The organism is Caulobacter sp. UC70_42 (assembly GCF_044056025.1).
Taxonomy (GTDB): Bacteria; Pseudomonadota; Alphaproteobacteria; order Caulobacterales; family Caulobacteraceae; genus Caulobacter.
This window is the reverse complement of the sequence record NZ_CP171994.1, coordinates 3,955,974-3,971,714: the sequence shown is the minus strand read 5'-3', so window position 1 is coordinate 3,971,714 and position 15,741 is coordinate 3,955,974. Positions and strand designations below refer to the sequence as shown.

Here is a 15,741-nt window from a genome sequence, read left to right as displayed (position 1 = left end):
AAAGCCCAATCAACTGGACATCGGCGGCGGCCGGACTAAACAGCCGCCATGACCTTTTCCGCCGTGATCGTCGCCGCTGGTTCGGGAAGCCGAGCCGGTCCTGGCCAGGCCAAGCAGTGGCGTTCCGTGGCGGGTAAAGCGGTTCTGCGCTGGTCGGTCGAGGCCTTCCTCGCGGCTGGTGCGTCTGACATCGTCATCGTGACAACGCAAGATGGCGAAAAGGCGCTGGCTGATGCGCTGGAGGGTCTTTCGGGCTGGCGCGCGGCGCCTGGAGGCGTAACCCGGGCGTTGTCGGTGCAGTCCGGCCTGGCCGCTCTGGCCAACCGTCCCGGGAATGAGCCGGTCCTGATCCACGACTCCGCCCGCCCCTTGCTGACCCGCGCGATCATCGACGGCGTGCTGACAGCGCTAGAGAGCGCCGACGCCGTCCTCCCAGCCTTGCCCGTCGCCGACACGCTGAAACGCGCCGAGCCCGGTCGAGGCCCGACAACGACTTCGCGTGAACACCTCTGGCGCGCCCAGACACCGCAGGCCGCGCGCCGCGACACCCTGCTCGCCGCCTATGCCGCCTGGGTGGAGGGCGAGCCGACTGACGACGCCCAGGTGGTGGAAAGCCGCGGGTGGCCGCGTGGCCATCGCGCCGGGCGACCCGCTCCTGATGAAACTCACCTACCCCGAGGACTTCGCCATGGCCGAAAGGCTCGCCGGCGCCGCGCGCATCACTCGAGTCGGCCAGGGCTTCGACGCCCATCGCTGGGGGCCGGGCGAGGAGGTCTGGCTATGCGGCGTGGCTATCAAGCACGACGAGACCTTGATCGGACATTCAGACGCCGACGCCGGCCTGCACGCGCTGACCGACGCCATCCTGGGCGCGATCGGCGAAGGCGACATCGGCGACCACTTCCCGCCGACCGACCCGAAGTGGAAGGGCGCGGCCTCGGACCAGTTTCTCAGGCACGCCGCCGAACTGGTGGCGGCCAAGGGCGGCGCCATCGTCAATGTCGACGTGACCCTGATCTGTGAACGGCCCAAGATCAAACCGCACCGGCTGGCCATGCGCCAGAAGCTGGCCGAGATCCTCGACCTCCCGCTCGAACGGGTCAGCGTCAAGGCGACCACGACCGAAAAGATGGGCTTCACGGGTCGGGGCGAAGGTCTCGCCGCTTCCGCCGTCGTGGCGGTCGAGACGCCGGCCTGAACGGTCTAAGCTAAGGCCCGCGAATCCGGAGACGCCCATGTTCCCGCTGGAAATCGAGACCCTGGCCCGGCTGCTGATTGACGAGGCGCGCAGCAAGTCGCTGCGTCTGGTGGCGGCCGAAAGCTGCACGGGCGGCCTGGTGTCTGGCGCGATCTGCTCGATCTCCGGCGCGTCCGACGTTTTCGAGCGGGGGTTCGTGACCTACACCAACCGCGCCAAGTCCGAGATGCTGGGCGTGCCGGGCGACCTGATCGCCGACCACGGCGCGGTGTCCGAGCCGGTGGCGCGGATGATGGCGGAAGGCGCGCTGCGCGAGAGCAATGGCCATGTCGCCGTGGCCATCACCGGCGTCGCCGGGCCCGGCGGCGGCACGCCCATGAAGCCGGTCGGCACCGTTCATTTCGCGGTCGCCCGCGCCAACCGCTCGGTCGTCCATCGGCACGAGCGCTTCGCCGGCGAGACCCGAGAAGCCGTGCAGTTGGCGGCGGTGCGGACGGCGCTCGAGATGCTTCGCGAGGCGGTGGCCTAGGTGCCCGAGACCGCGCCCAGCGACTGGCGGCGCTTCACGGGCGTCGGCTTCTCGCAAAAGGCGTTGAAGGCTGCTGCGGCCCGTAAGACCGAAATCCGCCACGCCATCCGCGTCTCGGCGGCCGTCGGCGCGGCCTTCGCCCTAGCCACCCTGCTGCGCCTGCCACAAGGCTATTGGGCGGTTTTCACCGCCGTCATCGTGGTGCAGTCCAGCCTGGGCGCGACCATCACCGCTTCCATTGAGCGCTTCATGGGCACGGTCGTCGGCGCCCTGGCCGGCGCCGTGGCGGCCTATTTTCATGCCAAGTGGCCGGAGTTCGGCGGCGTAATCCTTTGCGTTACGGTGGCGCTGCTGTCGTTCGTGGTTTCGGTGCGGCCGGCTCTGAAGGTCGCGCCCGTCACCGCCGTGATCATGCTGATCGGCCAGACGACCCATATGGACCCGCTGATCGCAGCAAGCCTGCGGGTCGCCGAGATCACGGTCGGCAGCCTCGTCGGTGTCGCAGCCACCCTGCTGATCTTCCCGGCCCGCGCCCACGCCTCGGTGGTGACCAACATCCAGAAGATCGCAGGCCTGCAGGCCCACATCCTCGACAGCTATGTTCTCATGCTGCGTGGCGCGCCGGGTCCGACCGACTCCCTCAAGGCCCAGGACGATCTGCGCGCGGCCTTGGCCAAGCTGCAGACGTCGATGACCGAGGCCGATCGCGAGAACGCCAGCAAGCTCAGCGAGCGATCGGTGTCCGACGCCCTGCCCCGAACCCTCTGGCGGCTGCGCAACGACACGGTGATGGTCGGCCGTACTCTGCGCGAGCCTCTGCCGGCGGAGATCCTGGCGCCGGCCGCCGCCGACATGCTGGAGGCCGGCGCCGAGTCCCTCCGTGGCGCAGCCGACCTGCTGGCCGGCGGCGCGCGTCCGGACCGCGTGGCCTTCGCCGAAGCCCACCAGACCTTCCAGGCCTGCGTCGAGGGTTTGCGGGAGAAGGGCCTTACCCGGGGGCTGGAGTTCGACGACGCCGCGCGAGTGTTCGGTCTGGTCTTCGCGATCGAGAACCTGTTCGGCAATCTCGGCGACTTCGAGGAGCGTATCGAGGAAGCCGTGGCCAAGAAAGATTAGGCCTAGAAAGACTAGGCTTTCTCGCCGTAAACTTGCCGGGCTCGATCCTCGAAACAGGCGATCAACTTGTTGGCGGCCTTGTCGATATTGGCGGCCAGCATGGCGTCCAGCAGCGCCGCCTTGAAGGCGAAGTCGATCACGAACTCGACGCGGGTCGCCTCGCCCTCGGGCGCGAAGCGCCAGCCATTGGCCAGGCGCTTGAAGGGGCCGTAGAGCAGGCTGACATCGATGCTCAGCGCGTCGCGATCGCGACGGACGCGCGTGGCGAACTTCTCGCGCAGGAACGAGAAGCCGACCTGGGCCTCGGCGTCGACCGTGCTGACGGCGCCGTCGACCCGGGCGTTCCAGGTGCGCATGCCGGTGATCCAAGGCACGAACTTGGGATAGGCCTCGACATCCCCGACCAGGTCGAAAAGCTGCTCCGGCGCGTACGGCAGCACGCGCGTGACCACGTGTCGATGCACGGCTTTTTACGCCGTGCGCGCGTCGAGAGCCCGGCGGGCGGTCTGCAGCTTGGCGAAGTCCTCGCCCGCGTGGTGCGATGAGCGGGTCAGAGGACTGGACGACACCATCAGGAAGCCCTTGGCCCGGGCGATCGCCTCATAGGCCTTGAACTCTTCCGGCGTCACGAACCGATCGATGGCCGCGTGCTTGCGGGTCGGCTGCAGGTACTGGCCGATGGTGATGAAGTCGACGCCGGCCGAGCGCATGTCGTCCATCACCTGCATGACCTCCTCCTTGGTTTCGCCCAGGCCGACCATCAGGCCGGACTTGGTGAATTGGGAGGGATCGCGCTGCTTCACGCGGTCCAGCAGGCGCAGGGAGTTGTAGTAGCGGGCGCCGGGACGGATCTTGAGATACAGCCGCGGCACGGTCTCGAGGTTGTGGTTGAAGACGTCCGGTTTGGAGTTCGATCACCACGTTCTCGGCGTTGTCCTTGCGCAGGAAGTCCGGCGTCAGGATCTCGATGGTGGTGCTCGGCGCCGCGGCGCGGATGGCGGTGACCACTTCCGCGAAATGGCGGGCGCCGCCGTCCAGCAGGTCGTCGCGGTCCACCGAGGTGATGACCACGTGCTTGAGACCCATCTTGGCGACGGCCTCGGCGACGCGGCGCGGCTCGTCGGGATCCAGCTGCGTCGGCAGGCCGGTGGTGACGTTGCAGAAGGCGCAGGCGCGGGTGCAGATCTCGCCCATGATCATCATGGTCGCGTGCTTCTGGCTCCAGCACTCGCCGATGTTCGGACAGGCCGCTTCCTCGCAGACCGTGGTCAGCTTGTGCTCGCGCACGATGCCTTTGGTCTCGTTGTACTGACCCGTGCCGGGCGCGCGGACCCGCAGCCACTCGGGCTTGCGGAGCACCGGCGTGTCCGGGCGGTTCTGCTTTTCGGGATGGCGCGCCGCCCGGTCATCCGGGCCGCGAGCCTTGAGGGTGTCGATCACCGTAGCCATGGCGCCTAAATCGGTCTTCTTGGCTCGCGGATCAAGCGCTCGATCTTGCTTAAGTCGACGATGCGCGAAATGACTGGGGCGTATGCGTCGTCGCCTCCTCGCCGTCACCCTGGCCTTAGCCGTTTCCGCCTGCGGCGACGGCGGCTCGCGGACGCCGTTCGCCGAAAGCCGGACGCCGCCGTCGCTGAGCGCGCGCTTCTATCCGCCACAAGGCTGGGCCTGGGGTTACGTCCGCAGCGGCGAGGGCCTGATCCAGCGCTACGGCGTCGCCGCGCCGCCCGTCGCGCCCAGGGCGACGATCCTGATCCTGACCGGCTACGGCGAAAGCGCCGAAAAGTGGTTCGAGACTGTCACGGACCTGACGACACAAGGCTTTTCGGTGTGGGTGCTGGAACGTCAGGGGCAAGGCGGATCCGAGCGCGAGACACCCTGGCGCGACCTCGGCCATGTCGACAGTTTGGATCCGGACGTCGCCGCCGTACGCGCCCTTGTGAAGGGCGTGATCCGGCCTGGCCCTGACATGCCGCTAGTGGTTGTGGGGCATTCCGAAGGCGGCCTGGTGGCCCTGCGCGCCGCCCAGCAAGGTCTGGCCATGGACGGCCTGGTGCTATCTTCCCCCGCCTTCGGCCTGGCCGCCCTACCCCGGTCGCGTTCGGATTTCGCCAAGTTCACGCCCGCGATGCGGTTCCTGCGTCTCGGCTGGATCAAGACCCCGGACCAGCCCGGCTGGCGACGGGACGCGCCGAGCGACGCCCTGACCCACGACCCGGTTCGCGGCAAGGTGCAGGCGGCCTGGATGCTGGCCAATCCCGATCTTCGCATGGGCGGTCGCAGCCTGGGTTGGTTCGCGGCTTTCTTCGACGCGTCCGAGGCCGCCGCGCGGGGCATCCGCGGGACGAGCGTCCCGACGCTGATGCTGACCGCTGGCCGCGACGAGGCGGTTTCCGCCACGCCCCAGACCCGGCTTTGCGCGGCGATGGCCGCCTGTCACGAGACCCGCTACCCCGTGGCGGGACACGACCTGCACATGGAATCGGACGCCGTTCGCCAGGCCTGGCTGACCGCCATAGTCGATTTCATCCGAACCCGGACAGCCGCCAAGGCCCTGCCGCGCAGGGGGTGATCCTCACGGTTTGTGACTCTTTCTTGCAAAGCTGGACCTTCCCCGGCAGACTCCGCGTTTAAAGAACGAGAGCGCGCTTTCGCTCTTCGGGAGGTTTCGCCGGGATGCCGGTAGCTTACGATGCGCACGCTGGTCAAAAGGCCATCTTCGACGCCCTTATTGACGCCCGCGACAAGTACGGCGCCAAGAAGCCGATCCTTGAGGACCAGGATCGCAATCCGCTCAGCTATACCGATCTGATCCGCGCCAGCTTCGCGTTGGGCCGCAAGATCGCGGCGATGACGACGCCGGGCGAGAACGTTGGTATTCTATTGCCGTCGGGTTCGGGTTCGGTGGTGACCTTCTTCGCCCTGCACGCGTTCGGTCGCGTGCCGACCATGCTGAACTTCACGGCGGGCCTGCGGAACATCAAGGCGGCCTGCAAGCTGGCCAAGATCAAGCGCGTGCTGACCGCTCACAAGTTCATCGAACTGGGCAAGCTACACGACATCGTCGACGCGATCAGCGAACATGCCGAGGTCACCTATCTGGAAGACGTGCGCGGCACGATCGGGCTGGGCGACAAGCTGTTCGCCGCCGCAGCCGGCCTCTTCCCGCGGCATTTTCGCGCCCCGGCCAAGCCGTCAGACAGGGGCGTGGTGCTCTTCACCTCAGGCAGCTTTGGCGCGCCGCGCGGCGTGGTGCTCACCCAGGCCAACCTCGTGTCGAACGCTCGGCAGATCGCCGCCCATATCGCGTTGGACCCAGACTGGGTGTTCTTCAATCCGCTGCCGGTATTCCATTGTTTTGGCCTGACTGGCGGGGTGATCCTGCCGTTGCTGACCGGCATGAAGGCGTTCCAGTACCCCTCTCCCCTGCACACCAAGCAGATTCCGCCACTGCTCAAGGACGCCGGCGCGTCGGTGCTGCTGGCGACGGACACCTTCGTCAATCAATACGCCCGCTCAGCCGAGAGCGACGAACTGTCGGGGCTGAAGTTCATCGTCTGCGGCGCCGAAAAGGTCCGCGAAGAGACGCACAACCTGATCGCGGACAAGTTCGGCGGCGTGCCGGTGCTGGAAGGCTATGGCGCGACCGAGGCCTCGCCCGTGATCGCGGTCAACAAGCCCGACGACAACCGCCGGGGAACGGTCGGCGGCCTGCTTCCCGGTCAGGAATGGAAGATCGAGCCCGTCGAAGGCATCCCCGAAGGCGGCAAACTGCTGGTGCGCGGCCCGAACATCATGGCGGGCTATCTTCGCGAGGACGGCGGCGTCGACGCCCCGGAGGGCGGCTGGCACGATACGGGCGATGTCGTCACGGTCACCGACGATCTGTGGATCACCATCAAGGGCCGCGTGAAGCGCTTCGCCAAGATCGGCGGCGAGATGGTCTCCCTGACCGCAGCCGAGGATCTGGCCTCGGCCGTGTGGCCTGACGGACGTCACGCCGTGATCTCGATGCCCGACAAGAAGAAGGGCGAGAAGCTGGTGCTGATCACCGACCGTCCCGACGCCGATGTGGGTCCGCTGGTCGCGCACGCTCAGACCATCGGCGCGCCCGAACTGGCCGTGCCGCGCAAGATCCTCAAGGTGCAGGAAGTGCCGGTACTCGGCAGCGGCAAGACCGACTATGTCGCCATCCAGCGGATGGCCGAGACCGACGCACGCGCCGCGTAAGGACTTGGCCCGGCGAAGTGGACAAGCTTCGCCGGAGTATTCCTGTCTTCAGTCTTTGAGTAAGCATCGGTCGTCGGGCTCAAATCGCGTTCGCATCAAGGAGGGAAAGAACAATGGAACGTCTCGCCGTCTGGGCGCCGCGTGTGCTCAGCCTGCTTCGGATCGTCGCCGCCCTGCTCTTCATGGAGCACGGCCTGATGAAGCTCTTCCACTTCCCCGCTCCTCAGCCCGGCGCGCCCGATCCGCTGCCGCCGCTCCTGATCGCCGCCGCGTGGCTCGAAATTGTCGGCGGAGGCCTACTGGTGTTGGGCCTGTTCACGCGCCCGGTCGCCTTCATCCTGTCGGGTCAGATGGCCGTGGCCTATTTCCTGGCCCACGGCAGCCAGGGCTTCTGGCCGGCGCTGAATGGCGGTGACGCCGCCATCCTGTTCTGTTTCCTGTTCTTGTATCTGGCGTTCCAGGGACCCGGAGAGTGGAGCCTGGACGCTCAGGTACGCAAGCGCCCCTAGAAGGCCGTCTCGCTAGAACGCGCTTCCCAGGGCCTCAAGCTCGGCGCGGAAGCCCTGCTTGCGGCCATGCATGATGCGAAGGTCGGCCACGAAGGCCTGGTGATCGGGGTATTCGCCAAAGTCGCCGATCATGGCCGACAGCGACTCCGCTTCCAGAAGCTGGCGCGCGGCCTCGGCGTAGCGGGTGGCGACGCCGTAGGTCAGCACGTACTGGATCGAGGCGCGTAGCAGCAGCGTCGCGGCCATGGGATAGGCGCCTTCCAGGCGGCGCGCGGCCTCGGCCATCAGGGTGTCGTCGGCGCCGTTGATCTCGCCAGCGCGGGCCAGTACGAGGCGGGAGGCGGCCATCAGATCGGGCCACGAAACCAGGAACGCCAGCGCCCTGTCGAACTGCGGGAAGAGCTTGGCGACAGCCTTGGCCTGATCCTCCGCCTCGACGTCATCGAAGTCCGGCAGCCCCTTCAGATAGGCCCGCAGGCGCGGAATCGACAGCGTGCGCTCGAATTCCGCCCAGCGGCGCTTCTGGGCCTCCTCGTGGTGACCGGTCGCCTCGAGCGCGTCCAGCATGGCCTCTTCCCACGCAGCGCGTTCTTCCAGAGAACTCTGGTGGCGACCGCGCTGCTCACCGGGTGCGCCGGCGTGCAGGGTCGCCAGAGCGTCCTCGGCGCGACCAGCCTCGAGCAGGCGGCGCGCGATCTCGGCCGAGACCAGCGGCGTGCGGCGTAGCTCCGGCGCGAAGGTCGCCTCGAAGGCGTCGACATCGCCACTGGCGTCCGCCAGGCGGCGCAAGGCGTCCCTGTAGATCCCGCTGCGAGCGTCGCGGATGGTGCGCGCGGCCAGCAGCTTTTCCAAGGTCTCGCGGAGGTGGGCCTGCCCCTTCTCGCCAAGCAACGGCCCCAGCGCGTTCACCACGGGTCCGAACTGGGCGTAGTCGTCGCGACGCAGCAGGTTGGCGATACGGTCGGCGAGAACAATCGGGTCCGGCAAGGCCCCGACAGCGATCGCGCCGACCCCGTCGCGAGCGGCCAGGAACACGTCGCCGATGGGGCCCTCGGCCTGGCTGAGGCGATCCAGGGTCGGCGTCGCCAGATCCAGCAGGTCCAGCATCAGGTCGAGAGCCGCGGTGGCGTCGTCCTGCGCCAACCGCTCGATCATCCCGCGATGCAGGTCGAGGTCCCTGGCGAAGGCCGCGCGCTTGCGCCAGTTGATGCGAGACGACGACTTGCCGATCGCCGTCAGGCGCTTGGAGATCTCCAGCGCCAAGCCTTCGGTGTTCGACTCGGCGAACAGCTCCAGCCGCAACACGCGCTTGACGTGGCTGTCGCTGGACAGGTCGAGGAGGATGGCGGCCAGCCGCTCAGGACCGAGGTCAACCAGATTGGCCTCGGAAAGGGTCGTCCTCGATCCTTTCCGAGCCTTGGGCGGCTTCACCTCGTCCGCCGTCGTCGTCGCGGCCTTGCGCGCCATCCAGTGTCCTCGAAAGAGACCTAGATGTGCAGGACACGGCCATAGGCGTCCAGCGCGGCCTCGTGCATGGCTTCCGACATGGTCGGGTGAGCGTAAACGATGCCGTGCAGGTCTTCCTCGGTGGCTTCCAGAGTGATGGCCGTGACGAAGCCCTGGATCATTTCCGTGACTTCGTGGCCGATCATGTGGGCGCCGATCAGCGCGCCGGTCTTGGCGTCGAACACGGTCTTCACGAAGCCTTCGGTCTCGCCCGCGGCCACGGCCTTGCCGTTAACGCGGAACGGGAAGCGGCCCGCCTTGACCTCAATGCCCGCCGCCTTGGCGCCGGCCTCGGTGTAGCCGACCGAGGCGACCTGCGGGTTGGCGTAGGTGCAGCCGGGGATCGGCGAGTGGACGTTGGGGGTCTTGTAGCCGGCGATGGCCTCGGCGGCGTGGATGCCCTCGTGGCTGGCCTTGTGGGCGAGCCAGGGCGCGCCGGCGATGTCGCCGATGGCGTACAGACCCGGGACGTTGGTCTTGCCGTGCTTGTCGGTCACGGCGTGGCCGCGATCCAGGTTCAGGCCGACGACGTCCAGGCCTTCGCTATTGGGCGCGATGCCGACGGCGACGATGCACTTCTCGGCCGTCAGTTGCTCGATCTTGCCGCCGACGTCGACGGTGACCGAAACGCCGTCCTTGGTCTTCTCGACCTTGCTGACCTTGGCGCCGATGCGGAACGTGATGCCGCGCTTCTCGAACGCCTTCTGGGCGGCCTTGGAGACCTCGGCGTCCTCGACCGGCATGATCCGGTCCAGGGCTTCGACGACGGTCACCTCGGCGCCGAGGGCGCGATAGAAGCTGGCGAACTCGATGCCGATGGCGCCCGAGCCGATCACGACCAGCGACTTGGGCATGGTCTTGGGCGCCAGGGCGTCGCGGTAGGTCCAGATCTTGTCGCCGTCCGAAACCGCGCCGATGGCCGGAATCTCGCGCGCGCGGGCGCCGCTGGCCAGGATGACGTTCTTGGCCTGGACCGTCCGACTGCCGCCGGCCTTCAGGGCGATGACGAGCTTGGGAGCCGGATCGCCCTTCTCCAGCTTGGCCTCGCCCTCGATGACCTCGATCTTGTGCTTCTTCATCAGGAAGGCGATGCCCGACGACATCTGCTTGGCGATCCCGCGCGAGCGCTCGACGATCTTGGGGAAATCGAACGACGGCTTTTCGACCGCCAGGCCGTAGTCGCTCAGGTGCGACAGCTGTTCATAGATCTCGCCCGACTTCAGCAGGGCCTTGGTGGGAATGCAGCCCCAGTTCAGGCAGATGCCGCCCAGGTTCTCCCGCTCGACGATGGCCGTCTTCAGGCCCAGCTGGCTGGCGCGGATCGCGGCCACATAGCCGCCAGGACCGGCGCCGATGACGACGACATCGAATTCCGTGGACATGTTCATCTAACCCTAGCTTGGACGTCGTCCGTGGGAAGCCGGACGGCCTAGATCGATCGGCCCGCGGGCCGATCCGGGAGAAACTAAAGCAGCGCCTCGACCGCGACCTTGAGGTCTTCGGGTTTAACCGTGGGCGCGAAACGTTCGACGACCTCGCCGTCCTTGCCGATCAGGAACTTGGTGAAGTTCCACTTGATCGCCTCGGTGCCCAGCAGGCCCTTCTGCTCCTTCTTGAGGAAGCGATAGAGCGGATGAGCGTCGGCGCCGTTGACGTCGATCTTGCTCATCACCGGGAAGGTCACGTCGTAGGTCAGCGAGCAGAAGTTCGCGATTTCCTCGGCGTTACCTGGCTCCTGAGCGCCGAACTGGTTGCAGGGGAAGGCCAGAACCGTGAAGCCACGATCCTTGTGGCTCTTGTAGAGCGCCTCGAGGCCTTCGTACTGAGGCGTGAACCCACACTTGCTGGCGGTGTTCACGATCAGCAGCACCTGGCCGCGATAGTCGGCCAGGCTCACGTCCTGGCCGTCCAGCGTCTTGGCCGAATAGTCGTAGACCGACATGTTCGCCTCCAGCCCTGAACCGGATCAAACGATCAGGGTCAGCGGCTCTTCGATCAGCGGCTTGAAGGCCGCCAGGAACTTGGCGCCGATAGCTCCGTCGACCACGCGGTGATCGCAGGTCAGGGTCACGGTCATCACGGTCGCCACGGCCAGCTGGCCATCCTTGACCACCGGACGCTGCTCGCCGGCCCCGACGCTCATGATCGCGCCCTGCGGCTCGTTGATGATCGAGGCGAACGCCTTGATGCCGAACATTCCGAGATTGCTGACCGAGAAGGTGCCGCCCTGGAATTCCTCGGGCTTCAGCTTCTTGGACTTGGCGCGAGCGGCCAGATCCTTCACCTCGGCCGAGATCTGGGCCAGGCCCTTGGTCTCGGCGGCGCGGACGATCGGGGTGATCAGGCCGCCGTCGATGGCCACGGCCACGGCGATGTCGGCATGCTTGTGCATGGCGATGCCTTCCGGCGTGTAGGAGGCGTTGGCCTCCGGCACGCGCTTCAGGGCCACGGCCACGGCCTTGATGATGATGTCGTTGACCGACACCTTCACGCCCTGGCCCTCCAGCAGGTGATTGATCTTGGCGCGCGCGGCCAGCAGGGCGTCGATCTCCAGATCGATCGTCAGCGGGAAGTGCGGCACGTCGCGGAAGCTGTCGGTCAGGCGGCGCGCGATCGTCTTGCGCATGCCGTCCAGCGGGATCAGGTCGTAGGAGCCGGCGGGGATGCCCATTTGCTCCAGCGACTGGACCTTGCGCGGCTCGGCGGCCGGAGCGGCGGCGGGCGCCAAAGCCGGCGCAGCCTTGACGGCAGGAGCAGCGCCCGACTTGGCGGCTTCGACGTCAGTCTTGACCACGCGGCCGTGCGGACCGGTGCCCTTGATGCCCTTCAGGTCGAGGCCAGCGGCCGAAGCCGAGACGGCGGGCCAGCGGCGAAGCGAAGACACGCGAGCCGTCAGCGGCGACCGGAGCGGCCGGCGCGGGAGCGGCAGGAGCTGTGGCAACGGGAGCCGGAGCGGCGGCTGGAGCCGCGGCGGCGGCCTTGGGCGCTTCGGCCTTCGGAGCCGGCGCGGGGCTGTCACCCTCGCCCGCCAGCTTGGCGATCAGGGCGTTGACCTTGACGTTCTCGGCGCCAGCAGGGACCAGGATCGCCTCGACGACGCCTTCGTCGACGGCTTCGACTTCCATCGTCGCCTTGTCGGTCTCGATCTCGGCGATCACATCGCCGGCCTTGACGGTGTCGCCGACCTTGACGTGCCACTTGGCGAGGGTTCCCTCCTCCATGGTGGGCGACAGGGCGGGCATCAGGATGTCGATCGACATTGAGCTTCTTCCTCAAGCGTTCGGGACGGCTTCGACCAAGGTGGTCGGCGTCCATTTGGCCTTGCGACGGGCAAGGCGTTGTTCGTCCGTTTCGTCGTGGCTGTCCAGCCGTTCGGGCGTTCGATCCTCGAAGCCCGGAAGGTCGGTCCCCACGACGTTCAGCGTCGCATAGGCCCGGCCGTCGTCCTCGATCATCGCCGCGATATAGCAAGCGCACTCGCGGCAGATCAGGAAGTCCACGGCGCGGCGGCCGAACCGGTAACGATGCAGCGATCCGGGCGCGGCCGTGATGTGCAGCCGGCTGTCCGGAGAGCTGGTCGTCCGCGCGCCCTGTCGACGGCAGAAGCCGCATTGGCAGGCGCGGACCGGCAGCTCGTCCAGAGGCTTGCCCGGTTCGAGCTGCACATGCACCGCGCCGCAATGGCAGGAGCCGTTCAGGACCGTCATCAGAGCGCCCTCGCCCGCTCACACGCGCTGAAGCCAGAGTGAGCGGGCATCGGGATCACTTGTAGCTGACCGCCTTGGCCGCCTTGACGATCTTGTCGACCGAAGGCAGCGACAGGGCTTCCAGATTGGCCGCGTACGGGAGCGGCACGTCTTCCTGGTGAACCCGCAGCGGCGGGGCGTCCAGGTAGTCGAAGCCGAACTCCGTGATGCGGGCGACGATCTCGGCGCCGACGCCCATCGGGCCCCAACCTTCCTCGACCGTGACCAGACGGTTGGTCTTCTTGACGCTTTCCAGGACGGTGGCGTGATCCATCGGACGGATCGTGCGCAGGTCGACGACCTCGGCCGAAATGCCTTCCTTCTCCAGCTCCTCGGCCGCCTTAAGCGCGAAGCCGACCATGCGGCTGTAGGCCACCAGCGTCACGTCCGAGCCTTCGCGACGGACCTTGGCCTTGCCGATCGGCACGACCCAGTCCTCGACGTCCGGAATGTCGAACTCGTGGCCGTACATCATCTCGTGTTCGAGGAAGACGACCGGATTCGGATCGCGGATCGCGGCCTTCAGCAGCCCCTTGGCGTCGGCGGCGTCGTAAGGCGCGATGACCTTCAGGCCCGGGACATTGCCGTACCAGGCGGCGTAGTCCTGGCTGTGCTGGGCGCCGACGCGCGAGGCCGCGCCGTTCGGGACCGCGGAACACGATCGACGACTTGATCTGGCCGCCCGACATGTAGAGCGTCTTGGCGGCCGAGTTGATGATGTGGTCGATCGCCTGCATGGCGAAGTTCCAGGTCATGAACTCGACGATCGGCTTCAGCCCGGCCATCGCCGCGCCGACGCCCATGCCGGCGAAGCCGTGCTCGGTGATCGGGGTGTCGATGACGCGCTTGTCGCCGAACTCCTGCAGTAGTTCGCGGCTGACCTTGTACGCGCCCTGGTACTGGGCGACTTCCTCGCCCATCAGGAAGACGCGGTCGTCCTTGCGCATCTCTTCGGCCATGGCGTCGCGCAGGGCGTCGCGGACCGTGATCTTCTTCATCGGCGTGCCGGCCGGGATTTCCGGGTCGGCGAAGGTCGAGGCGGCCGAGATCGGACCGCCGGCAGCCGGGGCCGCCGCCACGGGAGCCGGAGCGGCTTCAGCGGCGGGAGCCGGGACCGGAGCGGCCGGAGCCGCGGCTTCGCCCTCGCCCTTCAGGCGCGCGATCAGGGTGTTGACCTTGACGTTCTCGCTGCCGGCCGGAACCAGGATGGCTTCCACCACGCCTTCGTCGACGGCTTCGACTTCCATCGTCGCCTTGTCGGTCTCGATCTCGGCGATCACGTCGCCGGCCTTGATGGTGTCGCCTTCCTTGACGAGCCACTTGGCCAGGGTGCCTTCCTCCATCGTGGGGGAAAGCGCGGGCATCAGGATGTCCGTCACTCGGCGGCCTCCAGGTAGACGTCGGTATACAGCTCCGAGGGATCAGGCTCAGGGCTCGTGCGAGCGAACTCGGCGGCCTCGGCGACAATGCGCTTCACGTCCGCGTCGACGCCCTTCAGGTCGTCCTCGGTGACGCCGGCCGCGGCCAGGCGTTCCTTGATGTGGTCGATCGGGTCGCGGGTCGTCTTGACCTCGTCGACCTCTTCCTTGGTGCGGTACTTGGCCGGGTCCGACATCGAGTGACCACGATAGCGATAGGTCTTCATCTCAAGGATGTAGGGACCCTGGCCGCTGCGGGCGTGCTCGGTGGCGCGGGCGCCGGCCTCGCGGACGGCGACGACGTCCATGCCATCGACTTCCTCGCCCGGAATGCGGAACGACGTGCCGCGCTTGTGGAACGCGGTTTCCGAGGCGGCGCGCTCGACGCTGGTGCCCATGGCGTACTGGTTGTTCTCGATCACGTACACGACCGGCAGCTTCCACAGCTGGGCCATGTTGAAGCTCTCGTAAACCTGGCCCTGGTTGGCCGCGCCGTCGCCCATATAGGCGTACGAGACCTTACCGTTGCCCTTGTAGTGATTGGCCAGCGCCAGACCGGTGCCGAGCGCCACCTGGGCGCCGACGATGCCGTGGCCGCCGTAGAAGCCCGCTGCGATATCGAACATGTGCATCGACCCGCCCTTGCCCTTGGACGAGCCACCGGCGCGGCCGGTCAGTTCGGCCATGACCTCGCGGGGATCCATGCCGGCGGCCAGCATGTGGCCGTGGTCACGGTAGCCCGTGATGATCTGGTCGCCCTCCTGCGAAATCGACTGCATGCCGACCGCGATGGCTTCCTGACCGATGTAGAGGTGGCAGAAGCCGCCGATCAGGCCCATGCCGTACAACTGGCCGGCGCGCTCCTCGAAGCGGCGGATCAGCAGCATGTCCTGATAGAATTTCAGGAGTTCGTCTTTCCCGACGAAAGCGTTGACACCGGTGTCTACCGCCTTCCCCGCCGAGGCCTCAGCCTTGCGCGTACGCGCCATTCAAATCTCCCTGGCCAATCTTCATCGCGGCCTTCGTCCTGAGGGCGCCACCCGCCGAAAAATCGTCGGTTCCGCGTAGGAAACGCCCTGGTCTCTCGCCAAGATCAATCCGGGATCGAGGTGATCCGCGAACCGACCAGCAGCCAATTCCAGAAATAGGCGATCCGTCAGCTCGGACGCTTGACGCGGATCACATAGTCCCTCGGGTCGGCATATCCTAGAAGGGAGCGCGCGCGCTCCTCCAGGAGATCAGCCGACAGACTGCCGTTGCGTAATAGACGAGCACGGGCCTCGAGGTCCATCCTCTCCGCGCGTATCTTCCTGAGTTCCTTTGTTTTTGCTGCGAGGTCCGCGTTGCGCTGCGAGATAGACAGCAGGCCTCGATCACCTGTCAGAGCGTGAAAGGCGAAGTAGAAAATCAGGAAAAAGATCGCCGCGGTCGGCAGGAAGGGTTGCAGTCGGGCGAACATCTCAAGGCCCCAGAGAGGGATTCGCAGGAT

Annotated in this window: 11 protein-coding genes and 5 pseudogenes; 6 read left to right on the top strand and 10 right to left on the bottom strand. The window is 66.9% G+C overall.

Features of this window, described 5'->3' with window-relative positions; translation table 11 throughout:
- The first annotated feature begins 48 nt into the window (after window positions 1–48).
- The 3 genes and pseudogenes from ACHMW8_RS19715 (at window position 49) to ACHMW8_RS19705 (ending at window position 2,843) form a co-directional block, all read left to right on the top strand.
- A pseudogene (locus tag ACHMW8_RS19715) lies at window positions 49–1,198 on the top strand (bifunctional 2-C-methyl-D-erythritol 4-phosphate cytidylyltransferase/2-C-methyl-D-erythritol 2,4-cyclodiphosphate synthase).
- 37 nt (window positions 1,199–1,235) lie between these two features.
- Window positions 1,236–1,727, top strand: coding sequence for a CinA family protein (locus ACHMW8_RS19710; protein WP_125158447.1), 492 nt, complete (start codon window positions 1,236–1,238; stop codon window positions 1,725–1,727).
- Window positions 1,728–2,843, top strand: coding sequence for an FUSC family protein (locus tag ACHMW8_RS19705; protein ID WP_395443487.1), 1,116 nt, complete (start codon window positions 1,728–1,730; stop codon window positions 2,841–2,843).
- An 11-nt stretch (window positions 2,844–2,854) separates the two neighbouring features.
- Here the strand turns inward: ACHMW8_RS19705 and ACHMW8_RS19700 are convergent, their stop codons facing one another.
- Both ACHMW8_RS19700 and lipA read right to left on the bottom strand, forming a co-directional pair.
- On the bottom strand, window positions 2,855–3,307 hold the full coding sequence (locus ACHMW8_RS19700; RefSeq protein ID WP_395443486.1) for a type II toxin-antitoxin system RatA family toxin: 453 nt from the start codon (window positions 3,305–3,307) through the stop codon (window positions 2,855–2,857).
- 6 nt (window positions 3,308–3,313) lie between these two features.
- A pseudogene (lipA, locus tag ACHMW8_RS19695) lies at window positions 3,314–4,292 on the bottom strand (lipoyl synthase).
- 82 nt (window positions 4,293–4,374) lie between these two features.
- Here lipA and ACHMW8_RS19690 point away from each other — a divergent pair.
- The 3 genes from ACHMW8_RS19690 (at window position 4,375) to ACHMW8_RS19680 (ending at window position 7,582) form a co-directional block, all read left to right on the top strand.
- Window positions 4,375–5,415 carry an alpha/beta fold hydrolase gene (locus tag ACHMW8_RS19690; RefSeq protein ID WP_395443485.1) on the top strand — a complete coding sequence of 347 codons (1,041 nt, stop codon included), beginning with the start codon at window positions 4,375–4,377 and terminating at the stop codon, window positions 5,413–5,415.
- 104 nt (window positions 5,416–5,519) lie between these two features.
- Window positions 5,520–7,073 (top strand): AMP-binding protein, encoded by a 1,554-nt coding sequence (locus ACHMW8_RS19685; RefSeq protein WP_395443484.1) that lies wholly within the window; start codon window positions 5,520–5,522, stop codon window positions 7,071–7,073.
- 113 nt (window positions 7,074–7,186) lie between these two features.
- Window positions 7,187–7,582, top strand: a complete 396-nt coding sequence (locus tag ACHMW8_RS19680) for a DoxX family protein (protein WP_125158453.1) — start codon at window positions 7,187–7,189, stop codon at window positions 7,580–7,582.
- 12 nt (window positions 7,583–7,594) lie between these two features.
- Here ACHMW8_RS19680 and ACHMW8_RS19675 read toward each other — a convergent pair whose 3' ends face one another.
- The 8 genes and pseudogenes from ACHMW8_RS19675 to ACHMW8_RS19640 form a co-directional block, all read right to left on the bottom strand.
- A complete protein-coding gene (locus ACHMW8_RS19675; RefSeq protein WP_395443483.1) occupies window positions 7,595–9,049 on the bottom strand; it encodes a DUF6880 family protein in 1,455 nt (484 codons plus the stop codon).
- Window positions 9,050–9,069: 20 nt separating this feature from the next.
- On the bottom strand, window positions 9,070–10,470 hold the full coding sequence (gene lpdA, locus ACHMW8_RS19670; protein ID WP_395443482.1) for a dihydrolipoyl dehydrogenase: 1,401 nt from the start codon (window positions 10,468–10,470) through the stop codon (window positions 9,070–9,072).
- An 83-nt stretch (window positions 10,471–10,553) separates the two neighbouring features.
- Complete coding sequence (locus ACHMW8_RS19665) at window positions 10,554–11,030, bottom strand: glutathione peroxidase (protein ID WP_395443481.1); 477 nt, start codon at window positions 11,028–11,030, stop codon at window positions 10,554–10,556.
- A gap of 24 nt (window positions 11,031–11,054) precedes the next feature.
- Window positions 11,055–12,348 (bottom strand): annotated as a pseudogene (locus ACHMW8_RS19660) (pyruvate dehydrogenase complex dihydrolipoamide acetyltransferase).
- 12 nt (window positions 12,349–12,360) lie between these two features.
- Window positions 12,361–12,444: pseudogene (locus ACHMW8_RS19655) on the bottom strand (aldehyde-activating protein); the annotation flags it as partial.
- 406 nt (window positions 12,445–12,850) lie between these two features.
- Window positions 12,851–14,213, bottom strand: a pseudogene (locus ACHMW8_RS19650) (pyruvate dehydrogenase complex E1 component subunit beta).
- Window positions 14,210–15,241 (bottom strand): pyruvate dehydrogenase (acetyl-transferring) E1 component subunit alpha, encoded by a 1,032-nt coding sequence (pdhA, locus tag ACHMW8_RS19645; protein WP_125158460.1) that lies wholly within the window; start codon window positions 15,239–15,241, stop codon window positions 14,210–14,212. The pseudogene ACHMW8_RS19650 and the gene pdhA overlap by 4 nt, the downstream one beginning before the upstream one ends.
- 167 nt (window positions 15,242–15,408) lie before the next feature.
- The gene (locus tag ACHMW8_RS19640) at window positions 15,409–15,711 is read right to left on the bottom strand and encodes a septum formation initiator family protein (RefSeq protein ID WP_099577786.1); all 303 of its coding nucleotides are present in this window, start codon (window positions 15,709–15,711) and stop codon (window positions 15,409–15,411) included.
- Window positions 15,712–15,741 lie beyond the last annotated feature (30 nt).